The 24,841-nt window shown below is 72.2% G+C and carries 22 protein-coding genes; 4 read left to right on the plus strand and 18 right to left on the minus strand.

The genetic code is table 11. The annotated features are described in order from the left end of the window. The first annotated feature begins 37 nt into the window (after positions 1 to 37). A complete protein-coding gene (locus Ani05nite_RS18430; protein WP_203769820.1) occupies positions 38 to 2,347 on the plus strand; it encodes a transposase in 2,310 nt (769 codons plus the stop codon). Between the two features lie 430 nt (positions 2,348 to 2,777). On the opposite strand, the gene Ani05nite_RS18435 is transcribed toward Ani05nite_RS18430, so the two are convergent. After that, complete coding sequence (locus tag Ani05nite_RS18435; RefSeq protein ID WP_203769822.1) at positions 2,778 to 2,960, minus strand: hypothetical protein; 183 nt, start codon at positions 2,958 to 2,960, stop codon at positions 2,778 to 2,780. A 578-nt stretch (positions 2,961 to 3,538) separates the two neighbouring features. On the opposite strand from Ani05nite_RS18435, the gene Ani05nite_RS18440 reads away from it, so the two are divergent. Further along, entirely contained in the window at positions 3,539 to 4,222 is a 684-nt protein-coding gene (locus Ani05nite_RS18440; protein WP_203769824.1) for a DUF998 domain-containing protein, read from the plus strand. 107 nt (positions 4,223 to 4,329) lie between these two features. On the opposite strand, the gene Ani05nite_RS18445 is transcribed toward Ani05nite_RS18440, so the two are convergent. From Ani05nite_RS18445 to Ani05nite_RS18465, 5 genes are all read right to left on the minus strand, one after another. Then, positions 4,330 to 4,917, minus strand: coding sequence for a GTP-binding protein (locus Ani05nite_RS18445; RefSeq protein WP_184998575.1), 588 nt, complete (start codon positions 4,915 to 4,917; stop codon positions 4,330 to 4,332). A gap of 1 nt (position 4,918) precedes the next feature. After that, positions 4,919 to 5,293, minus strand: coding sequence for a DUF742 domain-containing protein (locus Ani05nite_RS18450; RefSeq protein ID WP_184998576.1), 375 nt, complete (start codon positions 5,291 to 5,293; stop codon positions 4,919 to 4,921). A gap of 92 nt (positions 5,294 to 5,385) precedes the next feature. Continuing rightward, on the minus strand, positions 5,386 to 5,790 hold the full coding sequence (locus tag Ani05nite_RS18455; protein ID WP_014447580.1) for a roadblock/LC7 domain-containing protein: 405 nt from the start codon (positions 5,788 to 5,790) through the stop codon (positions 5,386 to 5,388). Beyond that, positions 5,787 to 9,464, minus strand: a complete 3,678-nt coding sequence (locus Ani05nite_RS18460; protein ID WP_203769826.1) for a sensor histidine kinase — start codon at positions 9,462 to 9,464, stop codon at positions 5,787 to 5,789. Before Ani05nite_RS18460 ends, Ani05nite_RS18455 begins: the two co-directional genes overlap by 4 nt. 446 nt (positions 9,465 to 9,910) lie before the next feature. Next, entirely contained in the window at positions 9,911 to 10,978 is a 1,068-nt protein-coding gene (locus Ani05nite_RS18465) for an adenosine deaminase (RefSeq protein ID WP_203769827.1), read from the minus strand. Between the two features lie 26 nt (positions 10,979 to 11,004). On the opposite strand from Ani05nite_RS18465, the gene Ani05nite_RS18470 reads away from it, so the two are divergent. Next, positions 11,005 to 11,814, plus strand: a complete 810-nt coding sequence (locus Ani05nite_RS18470; protein WP_203769828.1) for a putative RNA methyltransferase — start codon at positions 11,005 to 11,007, stop codon at positions 11,812 to 11,814. A gap of 19 nt (positions 11,815 to 11,833) precedes the next feature. Here the strand turns inward: Ani05nite_RS18470 and Ani05nite_RS18475 are convergent, their stop codons facing one another. The 12 genes from Ani05nite_RS18475 to trpS form a co-directional block, all read right to left on the minus strand. Beyond that, a complete protein-coding gene (locus Ani05nite_RS18475; protein WP_203769829.1) occupies positions 11,834 to 12,511 on the minus strand; it encodes a DUF4272 domain-containing protein in 678 nt (225 codons plus the stop codon). Between the two features lie 6 nt (positions 12,512 to 12,517). Then, a complete protein-coding gene (locus tag Ani05nite_RS18480) occupies positions 12,518 to 13,795 on the minus strand; it encodes a thymidine phosphorylase (RefSeq protein WP_203769830.1) in 1,278 nt (425 codons plus the stop codon). A gap of 173 nt (positions 13,796 to 13,968) precedes the next feature. Then, a complete protein-coding gene (locus Ani05nite_RS18485; RefSeq protein WP_203769831.1) occupies positions 13,969 to 14,682 on the minus strand; it encodes a cytidine deaminase in 714 nt (237 codons plus the stop codon). Between the two features lie 57 nt (positions 14,683 to 14,739). After that, positions 14,740 to 16,044, minus strand: coding sequence for an ABC transporter permease (locus Ani05nite_RS18490; RefSeq protein WP_203769832.1), 1,305 nt, complete (start codon positions 16,042 to 16,044; stop codon positions 14,740 to 14,742). 5 nt (positions 16,045 to 16,049) lie between these two features. Next, on the minus strand, positions 16,050 to 17,390 hold the full coding sequence (locus Ani05nite_RS18495; protein ID WP_203769833.1) for an ABC transporter permease: 1,341 nt from the start codon (positions 17,388 to 17,390) through the stop codon (positions 16,050 to 16,052). Next, positions 17,387 to 18,955 carry an ABC transporter ATP-binding protein gene (locus Ani05nite_RS18500; RefSeq protein WP_307836707.1) on the minus strand — a complete coding sequence of 523 codons (1,569 nt, stop codon included), beginning with the start codon at positions 18,953 to 18,955 and terminating at the stop codon, positions 17,387 to 17,389. The genes Ani05nite_RS18495 and Ani05nite_RS18500 overlap by 4 nt, the downstream gene beginning before the upstream one ends. A gap of 172 nt (positions 18,956 to 19,127) precedes the next feature. After that, on the minus strand, positions 19,128 to 20,222 hold the full coding sequence (locus tag Ani05nite_RS18505; protein WP_203769835.1) for a BMP family lipoprotein: 1,095 nt from the start codon (positions 20,220 to 20,222) through the stop codon (positions 19,128 to 19,130). A 195-nt stretch (positions 20,223 to 20,417) separates the two neighbouring features. Further along, the gene (locus Ani05nite_RS18510; protein WP_203769837.1) at positions 20,418 to 20,699 is read right to left on the minus strand and encodes an SCO4848 family membrane protein; all 282 of its coding nucleotides are present in this window, start codon (positions 20,697 to 20,699) and stop codon (positions 20,418 to 20,420) included. Between the two features lie 26 nt (positions 20,700 to 20,725). Continuing rightward, the gene (locus Ani05nite_RS18515; protein ID WP_203769839.1) at positions 20,726 to 21,118 is read right to left on the minus strand and encodes a hypothetical protein; all 393 of its coding nucleotides are present in this window, start codon (positions 21,116 to 21,118) and stop codon (positions 20,726 to 20,728) included. A gap of 7 nt (positions 21,119 to 21,125) precedes the next feature. Continuing rightward, a complete protein-coding gene (locus tag Ani05nite_RS18520) occupies positions 21,126 to 22,046 on the minus strand; it encodes a YihY/virulence factor BrkB family protein (protein ID WP_203769841.1) in 921 nt (306 codons plus the stop codon). A 73-nt stretch (positions 22,047 to 22,119) separates the two neighbouring features. Next, the gene (locus tag Ani05nite_RS18525) at positions 22,120 to 22,662 is read right to left on the minus strand and encodes a 2'-5' RNA ligase family protein (RefSeq protein ID WP_203769937.1); all 543 of its coding nucleotides are present in this window, start codon (positions 22,660 to 22,662) and stop codon (positions 22,120 to 22,122) included. After that, positions 22,659 to 23,684, minus strand: a complete 1,026-nt coding sequence (gene trpS, locus Ani05nite_RS18530) for a tryptophan--tRNA ligase (RefSeq protein WP_203769843.1) — start codon at positions 23,682 to 23,684, stop codon at positions 22,659 to 22,661. The genes Ani05nite_RS18525 and trpS overlap by 4 nt, the downstream gene beginning before the upstream one ends. 166 nt (positions 23,685 to 23,850) lie before the next feature. Here trpS and galE point away from each other — a divergent pair, with 166 nt between their 5' ends. After that, positions 23,851 to 24,828 (plus strand): UDP-glucose 4-epimerase GalE, encoded by a 978-nt coding sequence (galE, locus tag Ani05nite_RS18535; protein ID WP_203769845.1) that lies wholly within the window; start codon positions 23,851 to 23,853, stop codon positions 24,826 to 24,828. Positions 24,829 to 24,841 lie beyond the last annotated feature (13 nt).

Here is a 24,841-nt window from a genome sequence, read left to right on the forward strand (position 1 = left end):
GGCCGAGAACAGCACTCCCGGGGAGGAGGACGACGCCGTGGCGCTTGTGCGCGTGTACTGCGGTCTGGCGTCGGCTGATGAGACGGTGCGGACGGCCTCGGCCGGCTCGCAACTGACCATCGCCGTGGTGGACGACGCGGGAAGGCTGCTCGGTGTCCACGAGATCAGCGACGACCCGGGGGGCTATGCCCAGCTCGGAACGCTGCTCGTGGAACGGACGAGCGGCTTCGCGGACGCCGCGGTAGCCGCCGACAGCGACGACCACATGGTCACGTCGCTGCTGACCGCGGCCGGTCGTCCCCTCGCCGTGGCCGACGACGACTCCGCCGACGACTTCGCCGAGCGGTTCGCCGACGACGAGTCCCCCGACGAGATGTCCGCCCCGCCGGCGGCCCGTCGCGCGGTGGGCCTGGCCCGCGCGCTGCAGGCCGGCGCACTCACCGCCGTCACCATCCCGGCGCCCCGTGAGCTGGTCAGCTACAAGCCGGTGCTGGCGGCCCACGTGGCGATGCTCAACGGCCGGCACGCTGCGGCGACGTCGCTGCGTGAGGTGCTGCGCGAGCTTTATCCGGCTGCCCTGCGGGCGTACCCGGACCCGGCTCACCCGCTGGCCCTGGCCGTGCTGGACGCGCTGCCGGAGCCCGGCCGCCTCACCGGCCGCGGCAACGACAGCGAGCAGATCGCCGAGGACGTGGCGGCCGAGCTGTCCCGCGCCGGCGCCGGCACCGACGACCAGATCGTCGCCGCCGTCACCGCGCTCGTCGTGGCGATCAGCGAGTCCCCCCGCCGCGGCGGCATCAACAAGTCGCTGTCCTCGGCGGCCGCCGACACCGTGCGGCACGCGATCGGCGCGGTCCGGTCCTGCGACGCCGCCTGTGAGGCCATGGTCGGCACCCTGGTCGCCCGGGTCAGCCCGCAGTCGCTGAGCAGCAGCCCCGGCCGCCGCCAGGCGGGTTCCCGGCGCGCCGCCGAGCCGGCCGCCGCGACCCAGCGCTCCGCGGACACCGGCACCCGGATGCCCCGCCCGGTGGACACCGGCACCCGGCTGCCCCGTCCCGCCGACACCGGCACCCGGCTGCCCCGTCCCGCCGACACCGGCACCCGGCTGCGTCCCTCGGACACCGGCACCCGCCTGGGCCGCCGCAACCGCCCGGAGCCGGCCGCGGCGAGCCACGCCCCCGCGATGCCGCGCCCGATGACCAGCCCGCCGGTCGCCCCCGAGCCGGTCATGCCGCCGCCGCTGGCGCCCCGCCCGGTCACGCCGCCGCCGGTCGCCCCGGCCGCCGCGTCGGGCCTGCCCAGCCGCACCCCGAACCCGGGCCCGGCCAGCCGGCCGGTGTCGGTGCCGCCGCCCCCGCCGGGCATGACGCCGATCGTGCCGGGCTCGCGCCCGTCGTCGGTGCCGCCGGCCGACAGCGGCCAGCCGTTCCGCCCGACCCTGACGAACGCGGCGATGAGCAACGCCCGCGCCGAACGCCAGCGCACGGTGATCCCGCCCCGGGCCAACACCCGCAACGGGCAGCCGGCGGCCGCGAACGGCGCGACCGACTACTCGCTGCCGATGCCGGCCCAGCGCTCGACGCAGGAGACCCCGGAACCGGGCTCCCGCGCCAACTGGCCGCTGATGAACAACGGCGACGACAATGCGGCCACGCCCCCGCCGGCCGCGGTGAGCAGCCCGCCGGCGGACGGCCGGGTCCGCCCGCCGTGGCAGGACATGCCGCAGGAGCCGCCGTCGCTGCGCCTGGTCGAGTCGGTGCTCAACGGCCTGACCAACACCCCGGCCGACGTGACGGCGATCACCGAGCCCCCACCGCTGCGCCTGGTCGACGACCGCGGCGGCCGTAACGGCCGGGCGTCGGCCCGCCGCACGACGCTGACCGCCCTGGACCGCAGCACAACGCCCCCGGTCCCGGCCGAGGGCGACGGCGACCTGCTGATCTTCGCGGCGGCCCGGTCGGCGTGGTTCACGGGCCACGACGAGGAAGCCTCGACGAACCTGGACTGGACGAACCCGTCCGACACCGGCTGGCGCGCGGCCGAGAAGGCAGCGACCCCGTCGGTGGCCGCGGAAACCTCGGCCGGCCTGCCCAAGCGCGTGCCCCAGGCCAACCTGGTGCCCGGCTCACCGCTGCGCGAAGAACGCCCGCTGCGCATCGTCCGCGACGCGGCGAGCATCGCGGCCCACACCACGGGCTACTTCCGCGGGTGGCGCCGCGGGCAGGAGATCGGCGGCTATGCGATCGGCGGACGCCCGGGCCGGGAGGCGGCGGGCGGCTGGGACTTCAGCCGCGACGGCGGGGGGCAGCAGGAGGACTACCGGAACGCTGGCTACCGGAGCAGCTGACGGCACAGGCAGGAAACGGCCACGTTCCCACCCGTGGACGTGGCCGTTCGCCTTTTGGGGGACCGCACCGGGGATGCTGGTCCGCCGGCGCCTGCCAACAGCATCGATCCTGCGGCGCCGCAAACGGGGTCGGCCCCGGGGGCTGACGTAAACGGAGTCGGCCCTCCGCCACTAGCCATCCCATCGTCCCTCCGGCGGCGACGATCACAGCGGCCTTCCGGTCCGCAATCCGCCGACCAGCCCCGGCGGCCCCGGCGGCCCCGGCGGCCCCGGCGGCCCCGGCGGCCCCGGCCAGATCATCGGCCGTCACCGGCGCGGCCCTCCGGCGGCCACGATCGCATCGGCCTTCCGGCCCGCGATCCGGTCGACCAGGCCGGCGATCTCGGGCAGATCCTCGGCCCTCACCAGCGCGGCCCTCCGGCACCGACGATCACATCGGCCATCGGCCCGGCAATCCGTCAACCAGCCCGGCGATCCCGGCCAGATCGCCGGGCTTCAGCAGCGGCCACGGCGCGGCCCCTCCGGCCCGCGATCCGTCGACCAGCCCGGCAACCCGGCCAGATCGGCAGCCCGGCAGCCCGGCCAGATCGCCGGCCCTCACCAGCGCGGCCACAGCGCGGCCCTCCGGCACCGACGATCACATCGGCCATCCGGCCCGGCAATCCGTCAACCAGCCCGGCGGCCCCGGCCAGATCACCGGCCTTCACCAGCGCGGCCACGGCGCGGTCAGCAGCGCGGTCAGCAGCGGTCCGCGTCGGTGTCGTGCAGGTCGCCGCCGGCCGGCAGCGAGCGGCACCGGTGCCCGGCCTCGGCGGCCGACAATGCGCAGTCCGCCACGCCGTTCGCCCCGATCGCGCCGACTCCGCCACCGCATCGAGCCGCTGTCGACCAGGAGCCGCTACCCACAACCCGCTACACCGTCAACGGCCGCGACGAGCCCAGCGACCCTCTCAGGGCGCTCAACGGTGCCAGCAGGACGGCTACGCGGTCCAGATCCGAATGCGAGCACAGACCCGGTCCGGCCGGGCGGTCCCGGGGACCGCGGACCGCAGACTCCCGGATGGTCCCTTTCCCGACCGGCGATCCGGGTCCCGCGACGGCCACCGGCCCGGCGCCCCCTCCAACGCCCCACTGCCCCAATCTGTCAACCAAGGTTGACGTACGATCCGCCTGTCAACTACGGTTGACAACATGGCCACCTTGACAGTCATCGCCGCCGCCACCCCTGAGCGGCCACCGCCCCGCCCGAGCCGGCTGCTGGTCGCCGGCCTCCTCGCCGGCCCTCTCTTCACCGCGGCCTACCTGACGGAAGGCGCCGCCCGCGGCAACGGTTACTCCCAGCTGCGCCACCCGGTCAGCTCTCTCGCCCTGGGCCCGCACGGCTGGGAACAGATCGCGAACTTCGGCGTCTGCGGACTCCTGGTGGTGCTGTTCTCGATCGGTTTGCGCCGCACCATGCGCACCGGCCCGGGCGCGCTGGCCGTGCCGCTGCTGGTGGCCGGGTGGGGTGTGGGGCTGATCGGCGCGGGACTCTTCGTCACCGACCCCGTGGGCGGCTATCCGACGGCGGCCAGTCCGGTCACCTGGCACGGCCAGCTGCACGATCTGGCCTTTTCCCTGCCCGGCTTCGCCGCACTGACCCTCGCCATGCTGACCGCGGCCGTCGCCTCCATGCGCCGCCGATCGAATCGGTTCGCCCTGTATTCGGCGCTGAGCGGGTTGGCCTTCGCCGTGCTGTTCGCTTTCGCGACGATGGGCTTCGCCGGCGTCCACCCGTGGACCTCCGCCGCGGGGCTGTGGCAGCGACTGTGCGTATCCGTCGGCTGGCTCTGGCTCGCCGTCCTCGCCGCCGGCCATCGCCGAGCGGCCCGCTGAACCCCGACCGTGCGCGCTTCCCCAGCATGATCGATGCAGTGGAGCAGACCGAAATGAACACGCAAAAGTCCCGCTCTGGCGACCAGAGCGGGACTTTCAGCAGCCTGTCAGGCGGGCGCTACCGCGCGCGAGCGACGCATCGTCAGCACGTACTCGACCAGCGAGATGAGTACGTTCTTCGTCGACTCGCGGTTGCGGGCGTCGCAGCTCACCACGGGCACGTCGCTGGAGATCGCGAGCGCGTCGCGAACGTCCTGGGCGTTGTGGTACTGCATACCGTCGAAGCAGTTTATGGCGACCAGGTACGGCAGCCTGCGGTGCTCGAAGAAGTCGATGGCGGCGAAGCAGTCGGCGAGCCGACGCGTGTCCACCATGACGACCGCACCGATGGCACCGCGCACCAGCTCGTCCCACATGAACCAGAACCGCGTCTGGCCAGGCGTGCCGAACAGGTACAGGATCAGATCGCGGTCGATGCTGATCCGGCCGAAGTCCATTGCCACCGTGGTGGTCGTCTTACCCGGCACCTGCCGGTTGTCGTCGACACCCACACCGGCGGAGGTCATGATCGCCTCAGTGGTCAGCGGGGTGATCTCAGAGACCGACCCCACCAGCGTCGTTTTACCGACGCCGAAACCACCGGCGATGACAATCTTCGCCGATGTCACACGCCCGGCGGCCGGCCGGCGCGACATGTCAGAGCCTGCGAAGTCCACTCAGCACCCTTTCCAGCAGTTCCGTACCCACCGCATCGGACTCATCATCAAGCGATGTCGGCTCGTACACCGCGACCAGGCCATCGGTGGCCATGTCCGCGACGATCACTCGAGCCACCCCGAGCGGCAGTTGCATGCGTGCGGCGATCTCGGCCAGCGACTGCACTCTGCCGCCGTCGCACATCGCCGCGATGTACTGGTGTTCGCTCCCGCCCCTGCCCGCTCCGGTGGAACGGCCACGCACGGTTGTCTCGACGAGCGCTTCCAGCGCGATTTCCAGCTTCGGCCGGGTTCGGCCACGGGTCACGGCGTACGGTCTGACCAGTGCTCCGGTCGGCTCATCGCGTTCGGGCATCGTCACCGCTCACCCCATCCCTTGGCCCATAGAAGTGTCTCTTGTCGTCACGCATTTGGACAGATGCCGGACGGAGCCGGCGAACCATCCGTTCAGCCGAGAACTCCGGCCGCGGACCGCGGCGCGGGCGTGAGCGCCTCGCCGACCCGGTCGACCAGGAGCGCCATCTCGTAGCCCACCTGACCCACGTCGCAGCTGCGGGCTGCGAGCACGGCGAACGACGAACCGTCGGAGATCGACATCAGGAAGAGGAACCCGTTGTCCATCTCGACGACCGTCTGGAGCACCGCACCACCCTCGAAGCACCTGGCGGCGCCCTGAGTGAGGCTGACCAGGCCGGAGGCGATGGCCGCCAGCTGGTCGGCGCGGTCACGCGGAAGGTCCCTGGAGGCCGCGAGAAGCAGACCGTCGGCGGAAACCGCGATCGCGTGCGCCACTCCGGGAACGCGGTCGGCGAAGTTGGCGAGCAGCCAACCCAGATCCTGCGTACTTGTCATGCCTCATGCTCCTTGCCAGCCTGCGAGGACTGCTGCCCTCCCGGAGTCTCCTCCGGGTTGGTCGAATTTTCCTTCGTGCGACCCCGCTGCACCCCGCGATGGTAAGCGGACAGCAGCCCGCGTACCGCCTCGGGTGTGCGGCGTTGGACGGAGGTCTCGGCCCGGTCGACGCCGCCCGGGACGAGCTGGGCCATCGGCGTTCGGCGCGGCAGACCGGCCGTCGTCGTGGTGTCGACGGGCATTTCGGCCGCCTTGCGGGCCGCCTGCCAGCCGTCGTCCGCGGCAGTCTGCCACGGGTTCGAGACAGTGCCGTTCAGCGAGCTGTTGCCGTTGGCCGCGACCGCACCGACCGGAGCCGGTTCGCGGTCACTGTTGCGGGACTCCACGGAGGCCTGCTGGGGCACCCCCACCGAACGTGCCGGTTCCCCGGTGGAGAAGCGCTGGGTGCTGACCACCGAGTCGGCGCTGTCGTCGCGGGACGGCGCCGGCGCGGCTGCAGGTGCCGGCTTCGCGGGCTCGCTGGGCCGGGCCGTGGTGAACCAGGCCGACTCGAGCTCGCGGAAGATCGGCAGCTCCATCGTCTCGTCGGCGAACTGGGCCGGCGAGTCACCGGCCGCGCGCTGACGGGCGGCGGCCTGCGCCGCGGCGATCTGCGCGGCGGCGGTCGCCTGAGCGGCGGCCGCCTGCGCGGTCGCTGCCTCGTGGGCGGCCGCGGCGGCCGCGGCCGACCGCTCCGCCTCGGACTGCGGCGTCGCGTTCTGCGGGTTCGTCGGGCGGGCCACCTGGGGCTGGGAGCCCGCGGCGCCGCGGTCGGAGCGGTACCGGGGCAGCTCCGCCGTCATGTCGAGGGCGGCCGCGAGGCTCTCCGGGACGTGCGGGGCGCTGCTGCCGGACTCGCGGTCCGCGGCAACCGGCGGCCACGCGGGCGGGGCCGAGGCGGCCGACTGCGGCGCGGGGGGCGCCGAGCTGGGCCGGTTCTGTCCGGGCTGCTGGTGACCCTGGTACGGCGGGGCCGAGGTGGGCGGGCCGGACACGGGCGGCGCGGAGACCGGCCGGCCGCCGTACGGCGGGGCGGACGGAACCGGCGGCGCCGAGACCGGCGGCACCGGCGGCGCGGAGACCGGCGGCACGAACGGGCCACGGTTCTGCGAATCCGGGTTGGCCGGGAGCTGACGCGGGATGGTGTGGCCGTACGGACCGGTGTCCTCGGGCTTGTACGTCTCGCCGTTGCGGCGCTGCGGCAGCCCGTCGGGACCGCTGAAGCCCTGCGGGCCGGCGGGCGACTGGGGCAGCGGCGGGATCGGCTCGTTGCTGCGCGGGCCGTGGAAGCCGTTGGCCCCGGCCGAGCCGTTGCTGTAGCCGTTGGCGCCGCCGAAACCGTTGCTCGGGCCACCGAAGCCGTTGCTCGGGCCGCCGAAGCCGTTGCCGGCGGGCTCGAAGCCGTTCGACGGGGCGCCGGTCAGGTCGGACCAGGCCGGCACCGACCGGTTGCCGCCGCCGTTGCCGCCCGCGCCGAGCATGCCACCGGAGGGCATCGGCGGGTTCGGGTCGAACGGGCGGCCGGTGGGGTAGCCACCGCGGCCACTGTTGCCGCTCTCGAGGGCCAGCGGCGGCTCGGTGAGCGCCTGTGCCTGGCGCGGGGGCATGTCGTACGGGTTGGCGCCGGGCTGGAGCCGGGCCGCCGCCGAGGCGGAGACCATCACGCTGGCCGGCAGGCCGACGTCGGCGACCGTGCCGCGCTCGGTGTCGGCGGGGCGCAGCTCGACCTTGACGCCGTGCCGGTTGGCCAGGCGGGCGACCACGACCAGGCCCATCATCCGGGAGACGGCCACGTCCACCATCGGCGGGCTGGCCAGCCGCTCGTTGAGGTCGCGCAGCTGCTCGCGGCTGATGCCGATGCCGCGGTCCTCGACCGAGAGCACCGCGCCGTCGCCGAGGCGCCGGGCCTCGACCACGACGTGGGAGTTCGGCGGGGAGAACGCGGTCGCGTTGTCGAAGAGCTCGGCGACCAGGTGGACCATGTCGTTGACCGCGTGCGCGGACACCTCGATGTCCCGGTCGATCATGCCGAACTCGATGCGCGTGTAGTGCTCGACCTCGGACTGGGCGGCCCGGAGCACGTCGATCAGGGCGGCCGGCTCGCGCTGCACGCGGGTGGAGTCGGCGCCGGCGAGGACCAGGAGGTTCTCGTCGTTGCGGCGCATCCGGGTGGCCAGGTGGTCGAGCTGGAACAGCTCGGCCAGGCGGTCCGGGTCCTCCTCGCCACGCTCGAGGCGGTCGAGGTGGCCGATCAGCCGGTCGACCAGGATCTGCGAGCGGCGGGCCAGGTTGACGAACATCGTCGAGACGGAGGCCCGCAGGGCGGCCTGCTCGGCGGCGGTGCGGACCGCCTCGAGGTGGACCGCGTTGAACGCCTCGGTCACCTGCCCGAACTCGTCCCGGCTGCGCACCGGCAGCGGCTCGGCGACCTGGTCGGCGACCTGCGCCGGGGTCAGCGAGCCGGTCAGCGCCGGGTCACGCAGCCGCTCGACCGCCTGGGGCAGGCCGAACTGGGCCACGTTGAGCGCGCCCTGGCGCAGCTCCCGCAGCGAGCGGGCCATGGAGCGGGCGACCAGCCAGGCGAAGACGATGGCCAGCAGGAGCAGGCCGAGCAGGATGCTGGTCTCGACGAAGACCCGGGTCTGCACGTCGTCGCGGATCTCGGTGGCCTGTTCCACGATCTGCTTGTCGAGCCTGTTCTCCACGCTGCGGAACAGGTCGTTGTAGCCGACCATCGCCGTTTCCCACTGATCGCGGTTGAACGGGATGGACCGGGTGTTGTTGCCGCCCAGCGCCTGCAGCGGAACCGTGAGGTTGGTGGCGTTGCGCTTGGCCGGGCCGTTGACGACCCGGGCGTAGAGCGCCGCGTCCTCGGGGGTGGCGACCTGCTTGAAGGAGATCTCGGCGTTGGCGTAGCCGACGTCGGTGAACAGGAACTTGCGCCGCAGGCTGGGGATGAAGTCACCCCGGCCGAGGATCTCGTGGCCGACGGCGCGCTGCTGCGCGATGTTCTCCTTGGCCCGGGCCACGGTGGCGACGACGCGCAGTCGGTTACTCAGCGTGGTGTCCTGGGACAGCTGGGCCGAGGCGTCACGAACGTTGAGGAGGTCGGAGATCAGTTCCCCGTACTTGTCCTCGATCTCCTCCGGCTGGATCTTGGCGTTCGCGGTGAGGCTGCGCAGCGCGGGCAGCTCCAGCAGGTTGCGGTCCAGGCGCAGCAGCAGGGTGTTGACCTGGTCGGGCACCTCGTCGAGCGCCGCCTTCTGCTGCGAGTAGGGCAGCTTCGCCGCGTCCACCTTCGGGTGCTCACGCTTGTAGGCGAGGTCCGCGGCGGCACGGTCGGCGGTCTTGTCCTTGGTTGTCGCGATCATCACGCCGTAGGCACGTTCGTTCTGCAGGTGATCGACAAGACCACCAGCGGCCTGCGACAGCACCGACAGGGTGCGGGCGCGCTCGGCGTCACTGGCCTCGTTGATGTGGTCGATCAGGCCGCTGGTGCCGACGACGACGGTCGCCAGGGTGGGCACGAGCATGATGAGCCCGAGCTTCGACCAGATCGGCAGATCCCGCAGCCGGCCGGCCGGCCGGCGGAGACGCGACATGACAGCGTTCGCCGTCTTGGGGCGCTTGCTCACGTCACCGTCCTCCTGATTCGGACCCGGCCATCGGATCACCGGGCACCGCACACGGCCGACTCACCGGGTCGGGCCCCCGAGATTCCATCACGACGAGTGTCAAAGAGAAAGAGCAGCCTGACCCGGACCGATTGTGTGATGCGATGTTGCGTCCGAAGAGTTGGACATCGCCGGCTGGTCATCACTGCTCGTATAAGGGGGCTTCTCTTAAAGTCACTCGCCTCGACCGGCGCCACGGGGTCCCCGTACGCGCCGATCGCACCCGATCCAGCTCGATCGCGGCAGCACAGACGATTGCTCGCACGGCACGGGACGGCAAGGCAAGATGCCGGATTGTGCAGTGTTTGAGACAGCAAACTGTCCGAAAGGATGAGGCGGCTGACCGAATCGCCAGTTTCGGGAGACGAAAGTACGGACGTGTCGCCAATGACCAATCAAAACAGACTTTAGGTCAACAACTTGGCATAGGCCGGCTTGATGACGTCGGTGATGACGGCCAGCCGCTCGTCGTACGGGATGAACGCCGACTTCATCGCGTTGATCGTCAGCCACTGCAGCTCACTCCAGCCCCAGCCGAACGCGCCCACCAGCAGCTCCATCTCGCGCGACATCGACGTGCCGCTCATGAGCCGGTTGTCGGTGTTGACCGTGACCCGGAAGCGCAGATCGTGCAGCAGCCCGATGGGGTGCTCGGCGATCGAGGGCGCCGCCCCGGTCTGCACGTTCGACGACGGGCACAGCTCCAGCGGGATCCGCTTGTCCCGTACGTACGACGCGAGCCGGCCCAGCTTGTCGCCGGTGATGTCGTCGACGATCCGCACGCCGTGTCCCAGCCGGTCGGCCCCGCACCACTGGATGGCCTGCCAGATCGACGGCAGCCCGAAGGCCTCGCCGGCGTGGATGGTGAAGTGGAAGTTCTCCCGCTGCAGGTACTCGAAGGCGTCCAGGTGCCGGGTGGGCGGGAAGCCCGCCTCGGCGCCGGCGATGTCGAAGCCGACCACCCCGAGGTCCCGGTAGCGGACCGCCAGCTCGGCGATCTCCTGCGAGCGGGCGGCGTGGCGCATCGCGGTCAGCAGCGTGCCGATCCGGATCCGGTGGCCCTGCGCGGCGGCCTCGGCGCAGCCGTCGCGGAACCCGGCGTGCACCGCGTCCACCACCGCGTCCAGGCTGAGGCCGCGCTCCAGGTGCTGCTCGGGGGCGTACCGGACCTCGGCGTAGACGACACCGTCGGCGGCCAGGTCCAGCGCGCACTCCCGGGCGACCCGGTGCAGCCCCTCCTCGGTCTGCATCACCGCGACGGTGTGCGCGAACGTCTCCAGGTAGCGTTCCAGCGAACCGGAGTCGGCCGCGGCGACGAACCAGTCGCCCAGCCGGGCCGGGTCGGTCTCGGGCAACTCGTGCCCGATCGCGGCGGCGAGCTCCACGATCGTGGCGGGCCGCAACCCACCGTCGAGGTGGTCGTGCAGCAGGGCCTTCGGGGCGTTGACGATGTCGGCGTGGGTGATGGCGACCATCAACAGATGCTAGAGGGAAGCAGCGGATGATCGACGGAGCATTGCCGTACCTGCGGTGCCCGGTGTGCGGCCAGGGGCTGGACCGGGGCGGCGAGCAGGCACTCCGCTGCCGGCAGGGGCACAGTTTCGACATCGCGCGGCAGGGCTACGTCAACCTGTCGGCGGGCCGGTCGCCCCATCCCGGCGACTCGGCCGAGATGATCGCCGATCGGGCGGCCTTCCTGGCGGAAGGCCACTACGACTTCATCGCGGCGGCGCTGGCCGAAACGGTACGGCCGGACGACGGCCTGGTCCTCGACGCCGGCACGGGCACCGGCAGCTACCTGGCGCGCGTCCTGGACGCCCGCCCGGCCGCCCCCGGCCTGGGCATCGACGTGTCGAAGCCGGCCCTGCGCCGCGCCGCCCGCTGCCACCCCCGGGCCGGCGCGGCCCTGGCCGACCTGTGGCGCCCCCTGCCCCTGGCCGACGCCTCGGTCGCCGTACTGCTGAACGTCTTCGCCCCCCGCAACGGCCCGGAGTTCCACCGCATCCTGCGCCCCGACGGGGTGCTCCTGGTGGTCACCCCGGCCCCGGACCATCTGAAGGAGCTCGTGCGGACCCACGGCCTGCTGCGCGTCGACCCGGCCAAGGCCGGCCGGGTGGCCGACACGCTGGGCGATCAGTGGCGGGCCGACGGGACCACCACCCACCGCCGCACCCTGCACCTGACGGCGGCGGCGGCGCGCACGCTGATCGGCATGACGCCGAGCGCCCGCCACGTCGCGCCGGACCGGCTCCGGGCCGCCGACATCACCGCGACCGCCGCGATCGACCTGACGGTCTACCGCCCGGCGTAGCCGTCAGACCGAGAGGCCGTCAGACCGAGAGATCGACCTCTTCCCACTCCGGCGGCTCCTCGTGGTACGGCCCGGTGAAGACCACCGCCCACTCCAGCGCCCACCGGCGCTGCCCGATGGCGTTGCTGTCCATCTGGCCCGGCGCCGGCGCCCCGCTCCGCTCGGCCTCCTGGAAGGCCCAGTCCAGGCAGTAGTAGAGGTCCAGCAGCACGGCCGCCTCGACCGGGTCGCGCGGGGCGACCAGCGACCGCGACCGCCACCGGTCGAACAGCTCGCCGCCCGGCAGGTCCGGCATCTGCTGCATCATCCGGTCCTCGGGGGGCTCCGTCGGGTCCAGGTGCCGGCTCAGCCCGAGCAGCCAGGCCAGCGCGAACACCGCGTCGTGGTGCAGCACGAAGGAGCGGTGGTCACCCTTGCCGCCGGCCACGAACTGCCACTCCGGCGGTGTGACGAAATCCACCAGGTGCGAGCTGAGCAGCCAGCTCATCGCCGTCTCGGTGGGCATGCCGAAGCAGCAGGCCACGACCACGTGCAGCACCGCCGCCCGGGCCTCGATCTCCGCCGTCGCGCGCAGCTCGACACCGTCACCCGGCTCCCAGACCAGCGGGAACGCGGGCGGCGGCAGCGGCAGGCCGAGCCGTTCGAGCTCGTCCAGGCTGGCGTCGCGCACCGCTCGGGGGTCGGGGGCGGCCTTCATGAGGAATCAGGCTATGCGGTCGATCAGCAGCGGCGCGGCGGTGGGCGCGTCCGGCGCGATCCGTACAGCGCCGCCGGCGGTCGCCAGCGCCGCCGGGATCCGCGCGGCCTCGTCGGTCCGCAGCTCGAGCAGCACGTCGCCGGCCCGGACGGTGTCGCCCGGCCGCACCTTGAGCAGCACCCCGGCGCCGAAGCTGACCGGGTCCTCCTTGCGGGCCCGGCCCGCGCCCAGCCGCCAGGCCGCCAGGCCCACGTCCATGGCGTCGATGCCGGCCACCACGCCGTCGGCGGTCGCACGCAGCACCTCGGTCTCCCGGGCGGTGGGCAGCGGGGCGTCGGGGTCGCCGCCCTGGGCGCGGATCATCGCCTTCCAGGAGTCCATCGCCGCGCCGGACGCGAGCACCTGCGCCGGGTCGGTGTCGAGTCCGGCCGCGGCGAGCATCTCCCGGGCCAGGGCCAGCGTCAGCTCGACCACGTCGGCGGGGCCGCCGCCGGCCAGCACGTCCAGCGACTCCTGCACCTCGATGGCGTTGCCGACCGCGAGGCCCAGCGGGGTGTTCATGTCGGTGAGCAGGGCGACCGTCCGGACGCCGTGCGCGGTGCCCAGCTCGACCATGGTCCGGGCCAGCTCGCGGGCCATGTCGGCGTCCTTCATGAACGCGCCGGTGCCGACCTTGACGTCCAGCACCAGCGCCCCGGTGCCCTCGGCGATCTTCTTGCTCATGATCGAGCTGGCGATCAGCGGGATGGCCTCGACAGTGCCGGTGACGTCGCGCAGGGCGTACAGCTTGCGGTCGGCCGGGGCGAGCTGGTCGCCGGCCGCGCAGATGACCGCGCCGACGTCGCGCAGCTGGCGGACGAACTCGTCGTTGCTCAGCGCGGCCCGCCAGCCGGGAATCGACTCCAGCTTGTCGAGGGTGCCGCCGGTGTGCCCCAAGCCGCGCCCGGAGAGCTGCGGCACGGCGGCGCCGCAGGCGGCCACCAGCGGGGTGAGCGGCAACGTGATCTTGTCGCCGACGCCGCCGGTGGAGTGCTTGTCCACGGTCGGCCGGGTGACGGCCGACAGGTCCAGGCGCTCGCCGCTGGCGATCATCGCCGCGGTCCACCGGGCGATCTCGGCGGGCGTCATCCCGCGCAGCAGGATGGCCATGGCCAGCGCGGACATCTGCTCGTCGGCGACGGCGCCCCGGGTGTACGCGTCCACCACCCAGTCGATCGCCGCGTCGGAGAGCACCCCGCCGTCGCGCTTGGTCCGGATCACGTCGACAGCCGCGAACTCACTCATGCTGTGCCCCTCTCGGCATGCCCTCATGGCCCTCACCGGCACGGCCGTCCGCGACGCCCGCCCGGTGCAGTTCGGTGCAATCGGTCATGCGTGTGCCTTCTTCGGCATGCCCTCATGGCCCTCACCGGCACGGCCGTCCGCGACGCCCGCCCGGTGCAGTTCGGTGCAATCGGTCATGCCTGTGCCCACTTGGTGCCGATGCCTTCCGGCGGTTCTCCCTCGCCGGCCCAGGACAGACCGCCCTCGGCGTCGACGACCACGACCCGGGGCGTCCGGGTGAGCCCCCAGGTCACCGCGGCCGCGGCAGTCGGGAAGTTGGGGCCCTCCTCGAGGACGCCCTTCTCCGCCTCGGCCTCGCCCGGGCTGCCGGCCGACCGCTCCCAGTAGCCGGTCCAGACCTGCTCGCCGCCGGACAGGTCCGGGTGCACGAAGACGGTTCCGCGCCCGCGCCACTTGGCGAGCTGGGCGGGCACCGCCGGCACCGCGGACGGGCCGGTGACCTTCTCGATGTCGTCGGGCCCGAACGCGTTCGGGAGCAGCTCGGCCATCCGCAGCGGCCGGGGCAGCGCCTCGACCAGGCACTCCGCGCCGCCGTGCTCGTAGAGCAGCTGGCGACAGCGCCCGCACGGCATCAACGGCAGGCCGTTGGCGTCGACGCACGAGACCGCCACCAGCCGGCCCCCGCCGGTGGCGTGCAGCGAGCTGACCAGGCCGCACTCGGCGCACAGGCCCACACCGTACGAGGCGTTCTCCACGTTGCAGCCCACCACGACCCGGCCGTCGTCGACCAGGCCGGCCACGCCGACCGGGAAGTCGGAGTAGGGGGCGTAGGCCCGGCGCATGGCCTCGATGGCGGCGGCCCGCAGCGAGGCCCAGTCGATCTCCATGCCGCCGATTCTGCCCCACCGCCGTTCCGGCCGGTCGCGGCTCCCCTGAACGGCCGGTCAGCTCTTGATGTAGGGCTGCCCGTCGGCGGCCGGCGCCCGCACCCGGCCGACCAGGCCGGCGACCGCGATGATCGTCGCCAGGTACGGCAGCATGTTCAGGAACTGACTCGGCACCGAGCTGCCCGCCACGCTCAGGTACGTGGCCAGCTTCTGCGCGAAGCCGAAGAACAGCGCCGCCCCGAGCGCCCCGAACGGCGTCCAGCGCCCGAAGATCAGCGCCGCCAGCGCGATGAAGCCGGCGCCCGCGGTCATGTTCTTGTTGAAGCTGCCCGTGGCCACCAGCGTGAAGTACGCGCCGCCGGCGCCCGCGATCACGCCGCCCAGCAGCACGTTGAGGTAGCGCAGGCCGCGTACCCGGATGCCGACCGTGTCCGCCGCCGTGGGGTGCTCGCCGACCGCGCGGGTCCGCAGGCCCCAGCGGGTCCGGGTGAGCGCGAAGTGGATCACGAACACCAGGATGAGGGCCAGCCAGACCAGCAGGTTGGTGTCGAACAGCACCGGGCCGACGACCGGGATGTCGGCCAGCCCGGGGATGCGCCACTCGGGCATCCGCGGCGGCTGGTTGTACGACTGCGCGTCGGTCTGCATCAGGCGCTCGTAGAGGAAGCCGGTCATGCCCAGCGCGAGCAGGTTGAGCACGATGCCGACCACCACCTGGTCGACCAGGTAGCGGATCGCCAGCACGGCCAGGATCGCCGCGATCAGCACGCCGCCGATCGCCGCGCTGAACAGCCCCAGCCAGACGCTGGTGGCCATGGTGCCGACCAGCGCCGCGCCGAACGCGCCCATCAGGAACTGCCCCTCGATGGCCACGTTGACCACGCCGGAGCGTTCGCCGAGCACGCCGGCCAGGGCGCCGAGCACCAGCGGTACGGCGAGCTGCAGCGTGCCGCTCGCCGTGTCGACCAGCGGCAGGAACTTGCCCGCCACCTGCCAGCACAGGAACGACAGGACGAAGCCGAGGATGCCCAGGCTCAGCACGGTGGTCTGGAAGCGGCGGGCCAGCCCGGCCAGCAGCACCCCGCCGGCGACCACGGCCACCAGCCCGAACAGGATCGTGCCGAGCTGGCCGTTGATGGACAGCGCCGCCCCCGCGGCGTCCTCGCTGAGGGTGAACCGCGCGGTCTTCGAGGGCGCGAGCGGCCCGAAGACCACGGTCGCGATCAGGCCGATCAGGACCACGCCGACCCCGAGCCGGCGCTGCCGGTCCCAGAACCGGGCCGGGGCCGTGGTCGGTGTCGGGTTCGCCGCCGTCGCCGTCGTCGGGCTCGGCTGGCTTTCGGACTGCTCAGTCGTCGACATCGGGGTCACCAGCCCTTCGCCATCGATGCGCCGAGCCGCGCCGAGCGGGCGGCTCGCAGGTGGAAGATCGCCTTCACCAGGGCCGGCGCGGCGATGAAGATGACGATCAGGGCCTGGAGCACGGTCACCAGCTCCAGGGAGATGCTCGAGAACGACTGCATCCGGTTGCCGCCGGCGCGCAGCGCGCCGAACAGGATCGCGGCGGCCAGCGTGCCCCACGGCCGGTTGCGGCCGAGCAGGGCGACGAGCAGGCCGTCGAAGCCGATGTTGCCGGCCACCTGGGTGGTCAGGGCGTGCGCGGTGCCCAGCACCTGGGTGGCGCCGCCGAGCCCGGCGAGGCCACCGGCGGTGACCATGAGCAGGGTGTACGTGCGGGCCACGCTGATCCCGGCGGTGCGGGCGGCGGGCGGGTTGGCCCCGACGGCGCGCAGCTCGAAGCCGAACGCCGACCGGTTGAGCAGCCAGGCGACCGCGGCGGTGACCAGCACGGCGAGCACGATGCCCAGGTTGACCCGGACCTCGCCGCCGACGGCCGGCAGCTGCGCCGAGGAGTCGACCGGCTCGCTGATCGCGTCGCTGCGCCCGCTCTGCTGGATGCCCTTCTGCAGGATCAGCCAGCTCAGGAACAGGTTGGCCGTGTAGTTGAGCATGATCGTGACGATGACCTCGTGGGCGCCGGTGCGGGCCTTGAGGATGCCCGGCACGAAGCCCCACAGCGCGCCGCCGAGCAGGCCGGCGGCGAGCGCGGCGATCAGGTGGATCACCGGGGGCAGCGGCAGCAGGAAGCCGGCCAGCGCGGCGCAGATCGTGCCGACCACCGCCTGGCCCTGGCCGCCGATGTTGAACAGGCCGCCGCGGAAGGCCAGCGCCACCGAGAGACCGGTGAAGACCAGCGGGGCCGCGTACGTCAGCGTCTCGGAGATCGGGAAGACCACCTGGCGCCAGGTGCCGGTGCCGTTGGCCCAGGCGGTGACGGCGGCCGGATCGATGATGGCGCCCTTGAACAGGTCGGCGTACGCGTTGCTGACCACGGTCCAGCTGGCGTTCAGCGCGTCGCCCGGGCGGGCCGTGAGGTACGAGAAGGTGTCCAGCACCGCCGGGTCGGACACGATGATCAGGATCGCGCCGATGACCATGGCCAGCAGGACGGAGAGCACCGTCACCGTGACCGTGTTGGCCGACCACAGGTTGCGCAGGAAGACGCTCATGAAGGAGTCGCCGTTGTCGGGCTTCTCCCCGGCCGTCGGCGCGGCCGGCTTGTCCTGCAGGGAGATGGCGGCGGCCGGTTCCGCGGCCGGCTCGTCGGCCGGCTCGCGCGGTGTGCCGGCCGGTTCGTCGGTGGTCACTTGATCCCCTTCTCCGCGACCCCGTGGCCGTCCACGTCGTCGTCCGCGTCGTCGCCCGCCGGTCCCTCGCTCGCCGGATCCCCGCCGTCGGCCGGCGTCGCCGGCGCGGCCGTGGGCTCCGTGATGCCGGCCATCAGCAGGCCGATCTCCTCGCGCGGGGTGTCCGGCGAGACGATCGCCAGGATCCGCCCGCGATACATGACGGCGATCCGGTCGGCCAGCCCCGCCACCTCGTCCAGCTCGCTGGAGACGACCAGCACCGCGGTGCCCACGTCGCGCTCGCGCACGATCCGGCCGTGGATGAACTCGATCGAGCCGACGTCCACGCCGCGGGTCGGCTGCGCGGCGATGAACAGCCGCAGCGGCCGGGACAGCTCCCGGGCCACCACGACCTTCTGCTGGTTGCCGCCGGAGAGCGTGCTGACCGTGGCGTCCGGCGAGGAGGTACGGATGTCGAACTGCTCCACCCGCTCGCGCGCCGCCGTGGCCACCGCCGCCGGGTTGAGCCGCCACGCGTTGCCGTACGGGGCCCGGTCGTACTGGTCGAGCACCAGGTTCTCGGCGACGGTGAACTCCTTGACCACCCCGTCGTGGCTGCGGTCCTCGGGCACGTAGCCGACCCCGGAGCGCAGGATGTGCTTGGTGGTCATGCCGATCAGGTCCTCGTTGTCGACCTGGATCGTGCCGGCCCGCGGCTCGCGCAGGCCCATCACGGCCTCCACCAGCTCGGTCTGGCCGTTGCCCTGCACGCCCGCGACACCGAGCACCTCACCGGCCCGGACGACCAGGTCGACGCCGTCCACCGCGCGCACGCCGCGGTCGTCGTCGACGATCAGGCCGGAGATCTTGAGGACCTCTCGGCCCGGCTCGGCCGGCGCCTTGGTGATCTCGAGGTTGACCGCGCGCCCGACCATCAGCGAGGCCAGCTCCTCCTCGGGCGTCTCCGGCGGGACGGAGCTGACGGTGCGCCCGCGGCGGATCACGGTGATCCGGTCGGCGATCTCCTTGACCTCTTTGAGCTTGTGGGTGATGAAGACGATGGACTTGCCGGCGGCGGCGAGCCCGCGCATGACCTCGAGCAGCTCGCCGGTCTCCTGCGGGGTGAGCACCGCGGTCGGCTCGTCGAGGATGAGCAGGTCGACGTCGCGGGTCAGGGCCTTGACGATCTCGACCCGCTGCTGGGCGCCGACCGGCAGGTTCTCCACCAGGGCGTCGGGGTCGACCGGCAGGCCGTAGCGCTCGGAGACCTCCAGCACCTCGCGCCGGGCCCGGCGCCGGTCCAGGAAGCCGGCGCGGGCCTTCTCCGCGCCCAGGGCGATGTTCTCGGCCACCGTGAAGACCGGGACCAGCATGAAGTGCTGGTGCACCATGCCGATGCCGGCCGCGATGGCGTCGCGGGGGCTGCGGAAGGTCCGCGCCACGCCGTCGACGAGCACCTCGCCCTCGTCGGGCTGGAGCAGCCCGTAGAGCTGGTTCATGAGGGTGGACTTGCCCGCGCCGTTCTCACCGAGCAGGGCGTGCACCTCACCCGGTTCGACGGTCAGGTCGATGTGGTCGTTGGCCACCAGGTCGCCGAAGCGCTTGGTGATGCCGCGCAGTTCGAGTCTCAGCGGAATCTCCTGCAGACGAGGGGCTGGTGATCAACGGAGGGACGTTAGCAGCCCGAGCAGAGCCGCCGCGCAGGCCACAGGGTGTACCCGTGGCCGCGCGGCGGCCGGTTGACGTGCTGCCCGCGGACTACTTGGGGGCGTTGGCCGACTCGACCTTGACCGTACCCGCGATGATGTCCGCCTTCAGCTTCTCGACCTCGGCCTTGAGGCCGGCGTCGACCTTGCTGTCGAACTGGTTGTACGGCGCGATGGAGACGCCGTTGTTCTCGAGCGTGCCCAGGTAGCCCGGGGTCGCCGCGAGGGGCTTGCCGGCCGCGCCGTCGGCGACCGCCGTCTCGACCGCGTCGGTGATGTTCTTGACCACCGTGGTCAGGAAGACGTCGCAGTACTGCTCGGCGCTCTTGCAGCCGTCCTGGTCGACCCAGATGACCGACACCTTGCCGCCGGACGCCTTGGCGACGTCCGCGGTGCCCAGGCCCGTGCCGCCGGCCACCGGCATGATGACGTCGGCGCCCTGGGAGACCTGCGAGTTGGTGATGGTCTTGCCCTTGTTCTGGTCACCGAAGTTCTCGGCGAAGGTGCCGTTCTGCTTCGCCTTGTCCCAGCCCAGGACCTGGACGTTCTTGCTCTTCTGCTTGTTGTAGTACGCCACGCCGTCGGCGAAGCCGTCCATGAAGACGGTCACCGGCGGGATCTTCAGGCCGCCGTAGGTGGCCACCTTGCCGGTCTTGGAGTAGCCCGCGGCCAGGTAGCCGGCCAGGAAGGCCGCCTGCTCGGTGGCGAACTGCATCGGGAAGACGTTGGTCGCTCCCGCGATGCTGCTGTCCACGATGCCGAACTGCTGGGTCGTGTTCTCCTTGGCCACCTTCTCGGTGGCGCCGCCCATCAGGCCGCCGACCGAGAGGATGAAGTTGCACTTCTGCGAGACGAACTGCCGCAGGTTGGGCTCGTAGTCGGCCTCGGCCGTCGACGCGACGTACTTCGGGTCGACGTTGCTCTGCGCCTCCTTGGCGGCCTGCATGCCCGCCCACGCCGAGGCGTTGAACGACCGGTCGTCGATGCCACCGGTGTCGGTGACCATGCACGCCTTATATGCCGCCGCGGCGCTGCTCGCGCCGCCGCTCGGGGTCTCATCCGGGGCGTCGCCACAGGCAGCGGCGGCGAGCGAGAGCCCACCCGCCGCGAGAATCGCAACGATTCGCTTCCCACGTACTGGGCGCAAGACGCCCTCCTTCCACAGCGCACCGACACCTCGCGGTGCGTCTCAGGTCGGGAGCGTAGCCGCAGGCCACGGCGGCGTCAGGAGATCGGGCCGGACTGTTGGCGCACCGTTACCTGGGCGCGACCGCGCGGCCGCCTGAACGCCGCTTTAGCGAGGCTGAGGCGGGAAATGCCCGGTTACCGGAGTAACCCGCCGTTAATCTTTCGGCCGCAGGGGACCCGCGGCCGCGTTTTCTTCGGCGCGCCGGGGCGCCGGGGCGGCCGCGCGCCAGGCCCGTACGCCCAGCACGCCGACCGCCGTGCCGATCACCAGCGACGCGCCGATCAACAGGGCGTGCACCCAGAGGAACGACGTCGGGCCGCCGCCGGCGAACGAGCGGTCGTCCTTCCAGATGGCCAGGGCGAACCGGGGCCAGATGAGCCACGTCCAGACACCGACCAGGACCAGGAACGCCGACCACCGTCGCGAGAGCACCACGCCCCGAGTATGCCCGGGCCGAACGGTCAGCCGCCGGAGGTGAGCTTCGCGGCGATGCGGGCGAAGCCGGCGCGGACCTCGTCCTCCGACGGCGGCCGGCCCGGCGTGGTGCGCAGCGGTCCCTCCCCGCCGTCCAGGTCGGTCGCGGTGGTGTCCAGCTCCTGACCGGAGCGGGCCAGCTCGATCTCGTCGCGGATGGCCGCGGCGTCGGCCAGCGGGAGCAGCGGCTCGACCACCGCCATCAGGTCCTCGTCGGCCACCACGGCCTGGGCCAGCGCCAGCGCGTGCGGCCGCTCGTACGGCCCGCAGACCAGCGGCTCCCATTCCTCTTCGTCGTCCAGCGCGCCGATGGTGATGATCCACGGCAGGTTCGCCACCGGCGAGTCAGGCGGCAGGTGCAGCGTCACGAGGGTGCCCACGGGCCCATCATCGCGGGCAGTCGTGCCGAATCCAGGTATTTTGCCCCACCGGGGCAGTTTTATCGTCAGCCGACAGGTCCACCACGCGACCGTGCGGGCTGGTGGCCGCCCAGGCCGCGCCGAACAGCAGCAGCTGGTTGAAGACGTAGAGGTAGACCAGCACGCCGACGGCGCTGGCGACCAGCCCGTACGCCGGGTTGCGCTCGACCAGGCCGACGAACGACCGGCCGACCGTGTTCAGCAGGGTGATGCCGATGCCGACCTGCAGCACCGGCGGGGCCATCCGGCGCGCGGTCATCCGCAGTCGCGGCACCGCGGCCAGCAGGGCCGCGGCCAGCAGCATGTTGATGCCCACGGTGAGGATCAGGCTGACCGCCGAGCGCAGGAACGACACGTGACCGTCGGCCAGCCACTCCAGCAGCGACTCCAGCCCGTAGACGGCGAACACCGAGACGGCCAGCAGCAGCAGGATGCCGATCATCACCAGCAGATCGACCGCCTGGCGCACGCCGATGTAGCCGGGCTGCTCGTTGAGCCGCCAGATCAGCCGCTGCGAGGAGCGGATCGCCTCGACCCAGCCGATGCCGGTGAAGATCAGGCCGACGATGCCCACGATGCCGACGGTCTTGCCGCTGTCCAGGATCGCCTGCACGTCCAGGAACGGCAGGTTCTGCGCGAGGAACTCCTGGACGACCCGGAACAGCGGCTTGTTGGACTTGATCAGGAAGCCGAAGATCGAGTAGCCGATCAGCGCCAGGGCGAAGACCGCGAAGAACCCGTAGTAGGCGATCGCCGCCGCGAGCCGGCCGCCCAGGACCTCCTCGTAGCGGAGCAACGCGCGGCACAGGTGGTCGAAGTACCTCCAGCGGTGGCGCAGAGCCATGACCCGCGACTCGGCCGCCGCGTACGCCCGGTCGATGGCGTTCACGTGGCCGACCGTACCCACTGGCGCCGGGTCTGTCGCCGCAGGCCCGGGCGGGCTTTCCGCCGGGCCGGACGGGTTAACGCAGGCCGCCGAGCGGATAGTCGCGCCGGCGCTGCCAGGGGCCCTCGCCACCGTGCGAGAAGAGGGTGAACCCGCTGACCGGGAAGCGCGCCGAGAAGCCGGCCAGGTCCTCGAAGACCGCGTCCAGGGCGTCGCTCGGCACGTCCTGGGCGACCGTGACGTGCGGGTGGTACGGGAACCGGGTGTCCCGGTTGATCGCCTCGGAGGCGGTGATCGCGGCGGCCAGCAGCTCGCACTCGCTGATCCCGACCGCGAGGGTCACGAACACGACCTCGGTGACCGGCCGGAACGTGCCGGTGCCGCGCAGGTGGATGGTGAACGGCTGCTGCCCCGAGGCCACCGCCTCGAGGTGCTTCTCGACCTCCGGCAGCGACTCGGTGCGGATCTCGGTGGGCCCGAGCAGGGTGACGTGCGCCGGGGTGTACGCCGCCTGCGGGTCGCCCGCCGCGTCCCGGCGCCGGGTCAGGGCCGAGCCCCACGGCTCGGGGATGTCGATCGCGACGCCGATGCGCGTCGTGCCCTCGGCCACGCGGGTCAGACCTCGCGCGCCGGGGTGAGGAACCCCAGGTGCTGGTACGCGTTGGCCAGCGTGACCGTGGAGACGGCCCGGGCCTTGTCGGCGCCGACCGCGAGGATCTTGTCCAGGTGTCCCGGGTCCTCGAGGTAGGCGCGGGTGCGCTCCTGCACCGGCTTGACGAACTCCACGAACGCCTCGGCGAGGTCCTTCTTGAGGTCGCCGTAGCCGCGGCCGTCGTACTCCTCGAGCAGTTCGTCTATGGTCCGCTGGGTCAGCGCCGCGTACATGGTCAGCAGGTTGCTGATGCCGGGCTTGTTCTCCTCGTCGTAGAGGATCTCCCGGCCGGTGTCGGTGACCGCGGACTTGATCTTCTTGGCCGACCGCGCGGGCTCCTCGAGCAGCTCCAGGATGCCGTTCGGCGAGGACGCTGACTTGCTCATCTTCGCGGTCGGGTCCTGCAGGTCGGTGATCTTCGCCGTGTCCCGCACGATGTACGCCGACGGCACGGTGAACGTCTTGCCGAAGCGGGTGTTGAACCGCTGGGCCAGGTCGCGGGTGAGCTCGAGGTGCTGGCGCTGGTCCTCGCCCACCGGCACGGCGTCGGCCTGGTAGAGCAGGATGTCGGCGGCCTGCAGGATCGGGTAGGTGAACAGGCCCACGCTGGTGGTGTCCGAGCCCTGCTTGGCCGACTTGTCCTTGAACTGCACCATCCGGCCGGCCTCGCCGAAGCCGGTGATGCAGCTCAGCACCCAGGCCAGCTGGGCGTGCTCGGGCACGTGCGACTGCACGAAGAGGGTGCAGCGCTCCGGGTCCAGGCCCAGGGCGAGCAGCTGCGCGACCGACAGGCGGGTGCGGTTGCGCAGGGCCACCGGGTCGTGCCCCATGGTGATGGCGTGCAGGTCCACGACGCAGTAGAAGGCGTCGGCGGTCTCCTGCATGGCCACCCAGTTGCGGACCGCGCCGAGGTAGTTGCCGAGGTGGAAGGAGTCGGCGGTCGGCTGGATGCCGGAGAGCACCCGGGGACGGTGGTCGGCGTCGGACATGAGCGCCATTGTGTCAGCTTCGGCGGGCTTTCCGTCAAACGCCCGGCGTCGGATAGTCTGATGTTTGATCGTGTTGACTTATGAGCGTTCTTGGTGGAAGGCTCGAAGGGAAATCGGTCGGGCCACCGCGTGCCCACGTCCAGCATCCGCTACGAAAGGTCACGACGTGAAACTGCTCGTCACGGGAGGGGCCGGCTACATCGGCAGCGTCACCAGCCGGCTGCTGCTCGACGCCGGACACGAGGTCACCATCCTGGACAACCTCAGCACCGGCTTCCGGGAAGCGGTCGCCGGCGACGCCACCTTCGTGCAGGCCGACATCGCCGAGGCCGGCAGCGTGCTGACCCCCGGCGCCGGCTTCGACGCGGTGGTGCACTTCGCCGGCCTGATCGCCGCCGGCGAGTCGATGAGCAAGCCGGAGCTGTACTGGGATCACAACCTCGTGCGCTCGCTGGCCCTGCTCGAGGCCGTCCGGGCCGCCGGGGTGCCGCGCCTGGTGTTCTCCTCCACCGCCGCGGTCTACGGCAACCCCACCGAGCTGCCGATCACCGAGACGGCGGTCAAGGCCCCGACGAACACCTACGGCGCCACCAAGCTGGCCTTCGACTACGCGCTCACCTCCGAGACCTTCGCGCACCGGCTGGCCGCGGTCTCGCTGCGGTACTTCAACGTGGCCGGGGCGCTCATCCGCCCGGACGGCACCGCCATCGGCGAGCGGCACGACCCGGAGACCCACCTGATCCCGATCGCGCTGCAGGTCGCCGCGGGCCGGCGGGAGAAGCTCCAGCTGTTCGGCGACGACTACCCCACCGTCGACGGCACCTGCGTGCGCGACTACATCCACGTGCAGGATCTGGCCCGCGCCCACCTGCTCGCGCTCGAGGCGGCCACCCCCGGCGAGCACAAGATCTACAACCTGGGCAACGGCAACGGCTTCTCCAACCGGCAGGTCGCCGAGGCGGCCCGCGAGGTCACCGGGGCCGAGCTGCCCGTCGAGGTCGCGCCGCGCCGCGACGGCGACCCGGCCACGCTGGTCGCCTCGTCGCAGCGGGCCCGCGACGAGCTCGGCTGGGTGCCCGAGAAGAACACGCTGGCCGACATGATCGGCGACGCCTGGGCGTTCTACCGCAGCCACGTCGCGTGATCTGATCATGGAC

Source organism: Actinoplanes nipponensis, from assembly GCF_016862275.1.
GTDB classification, from domain to species: domain Bacteria; phylum Actinomycetota; class Actinomycetes; order Mycobacteriales; family Micromonosporaceae; genus Actinoplanes; species Actinoplanes nipponensis.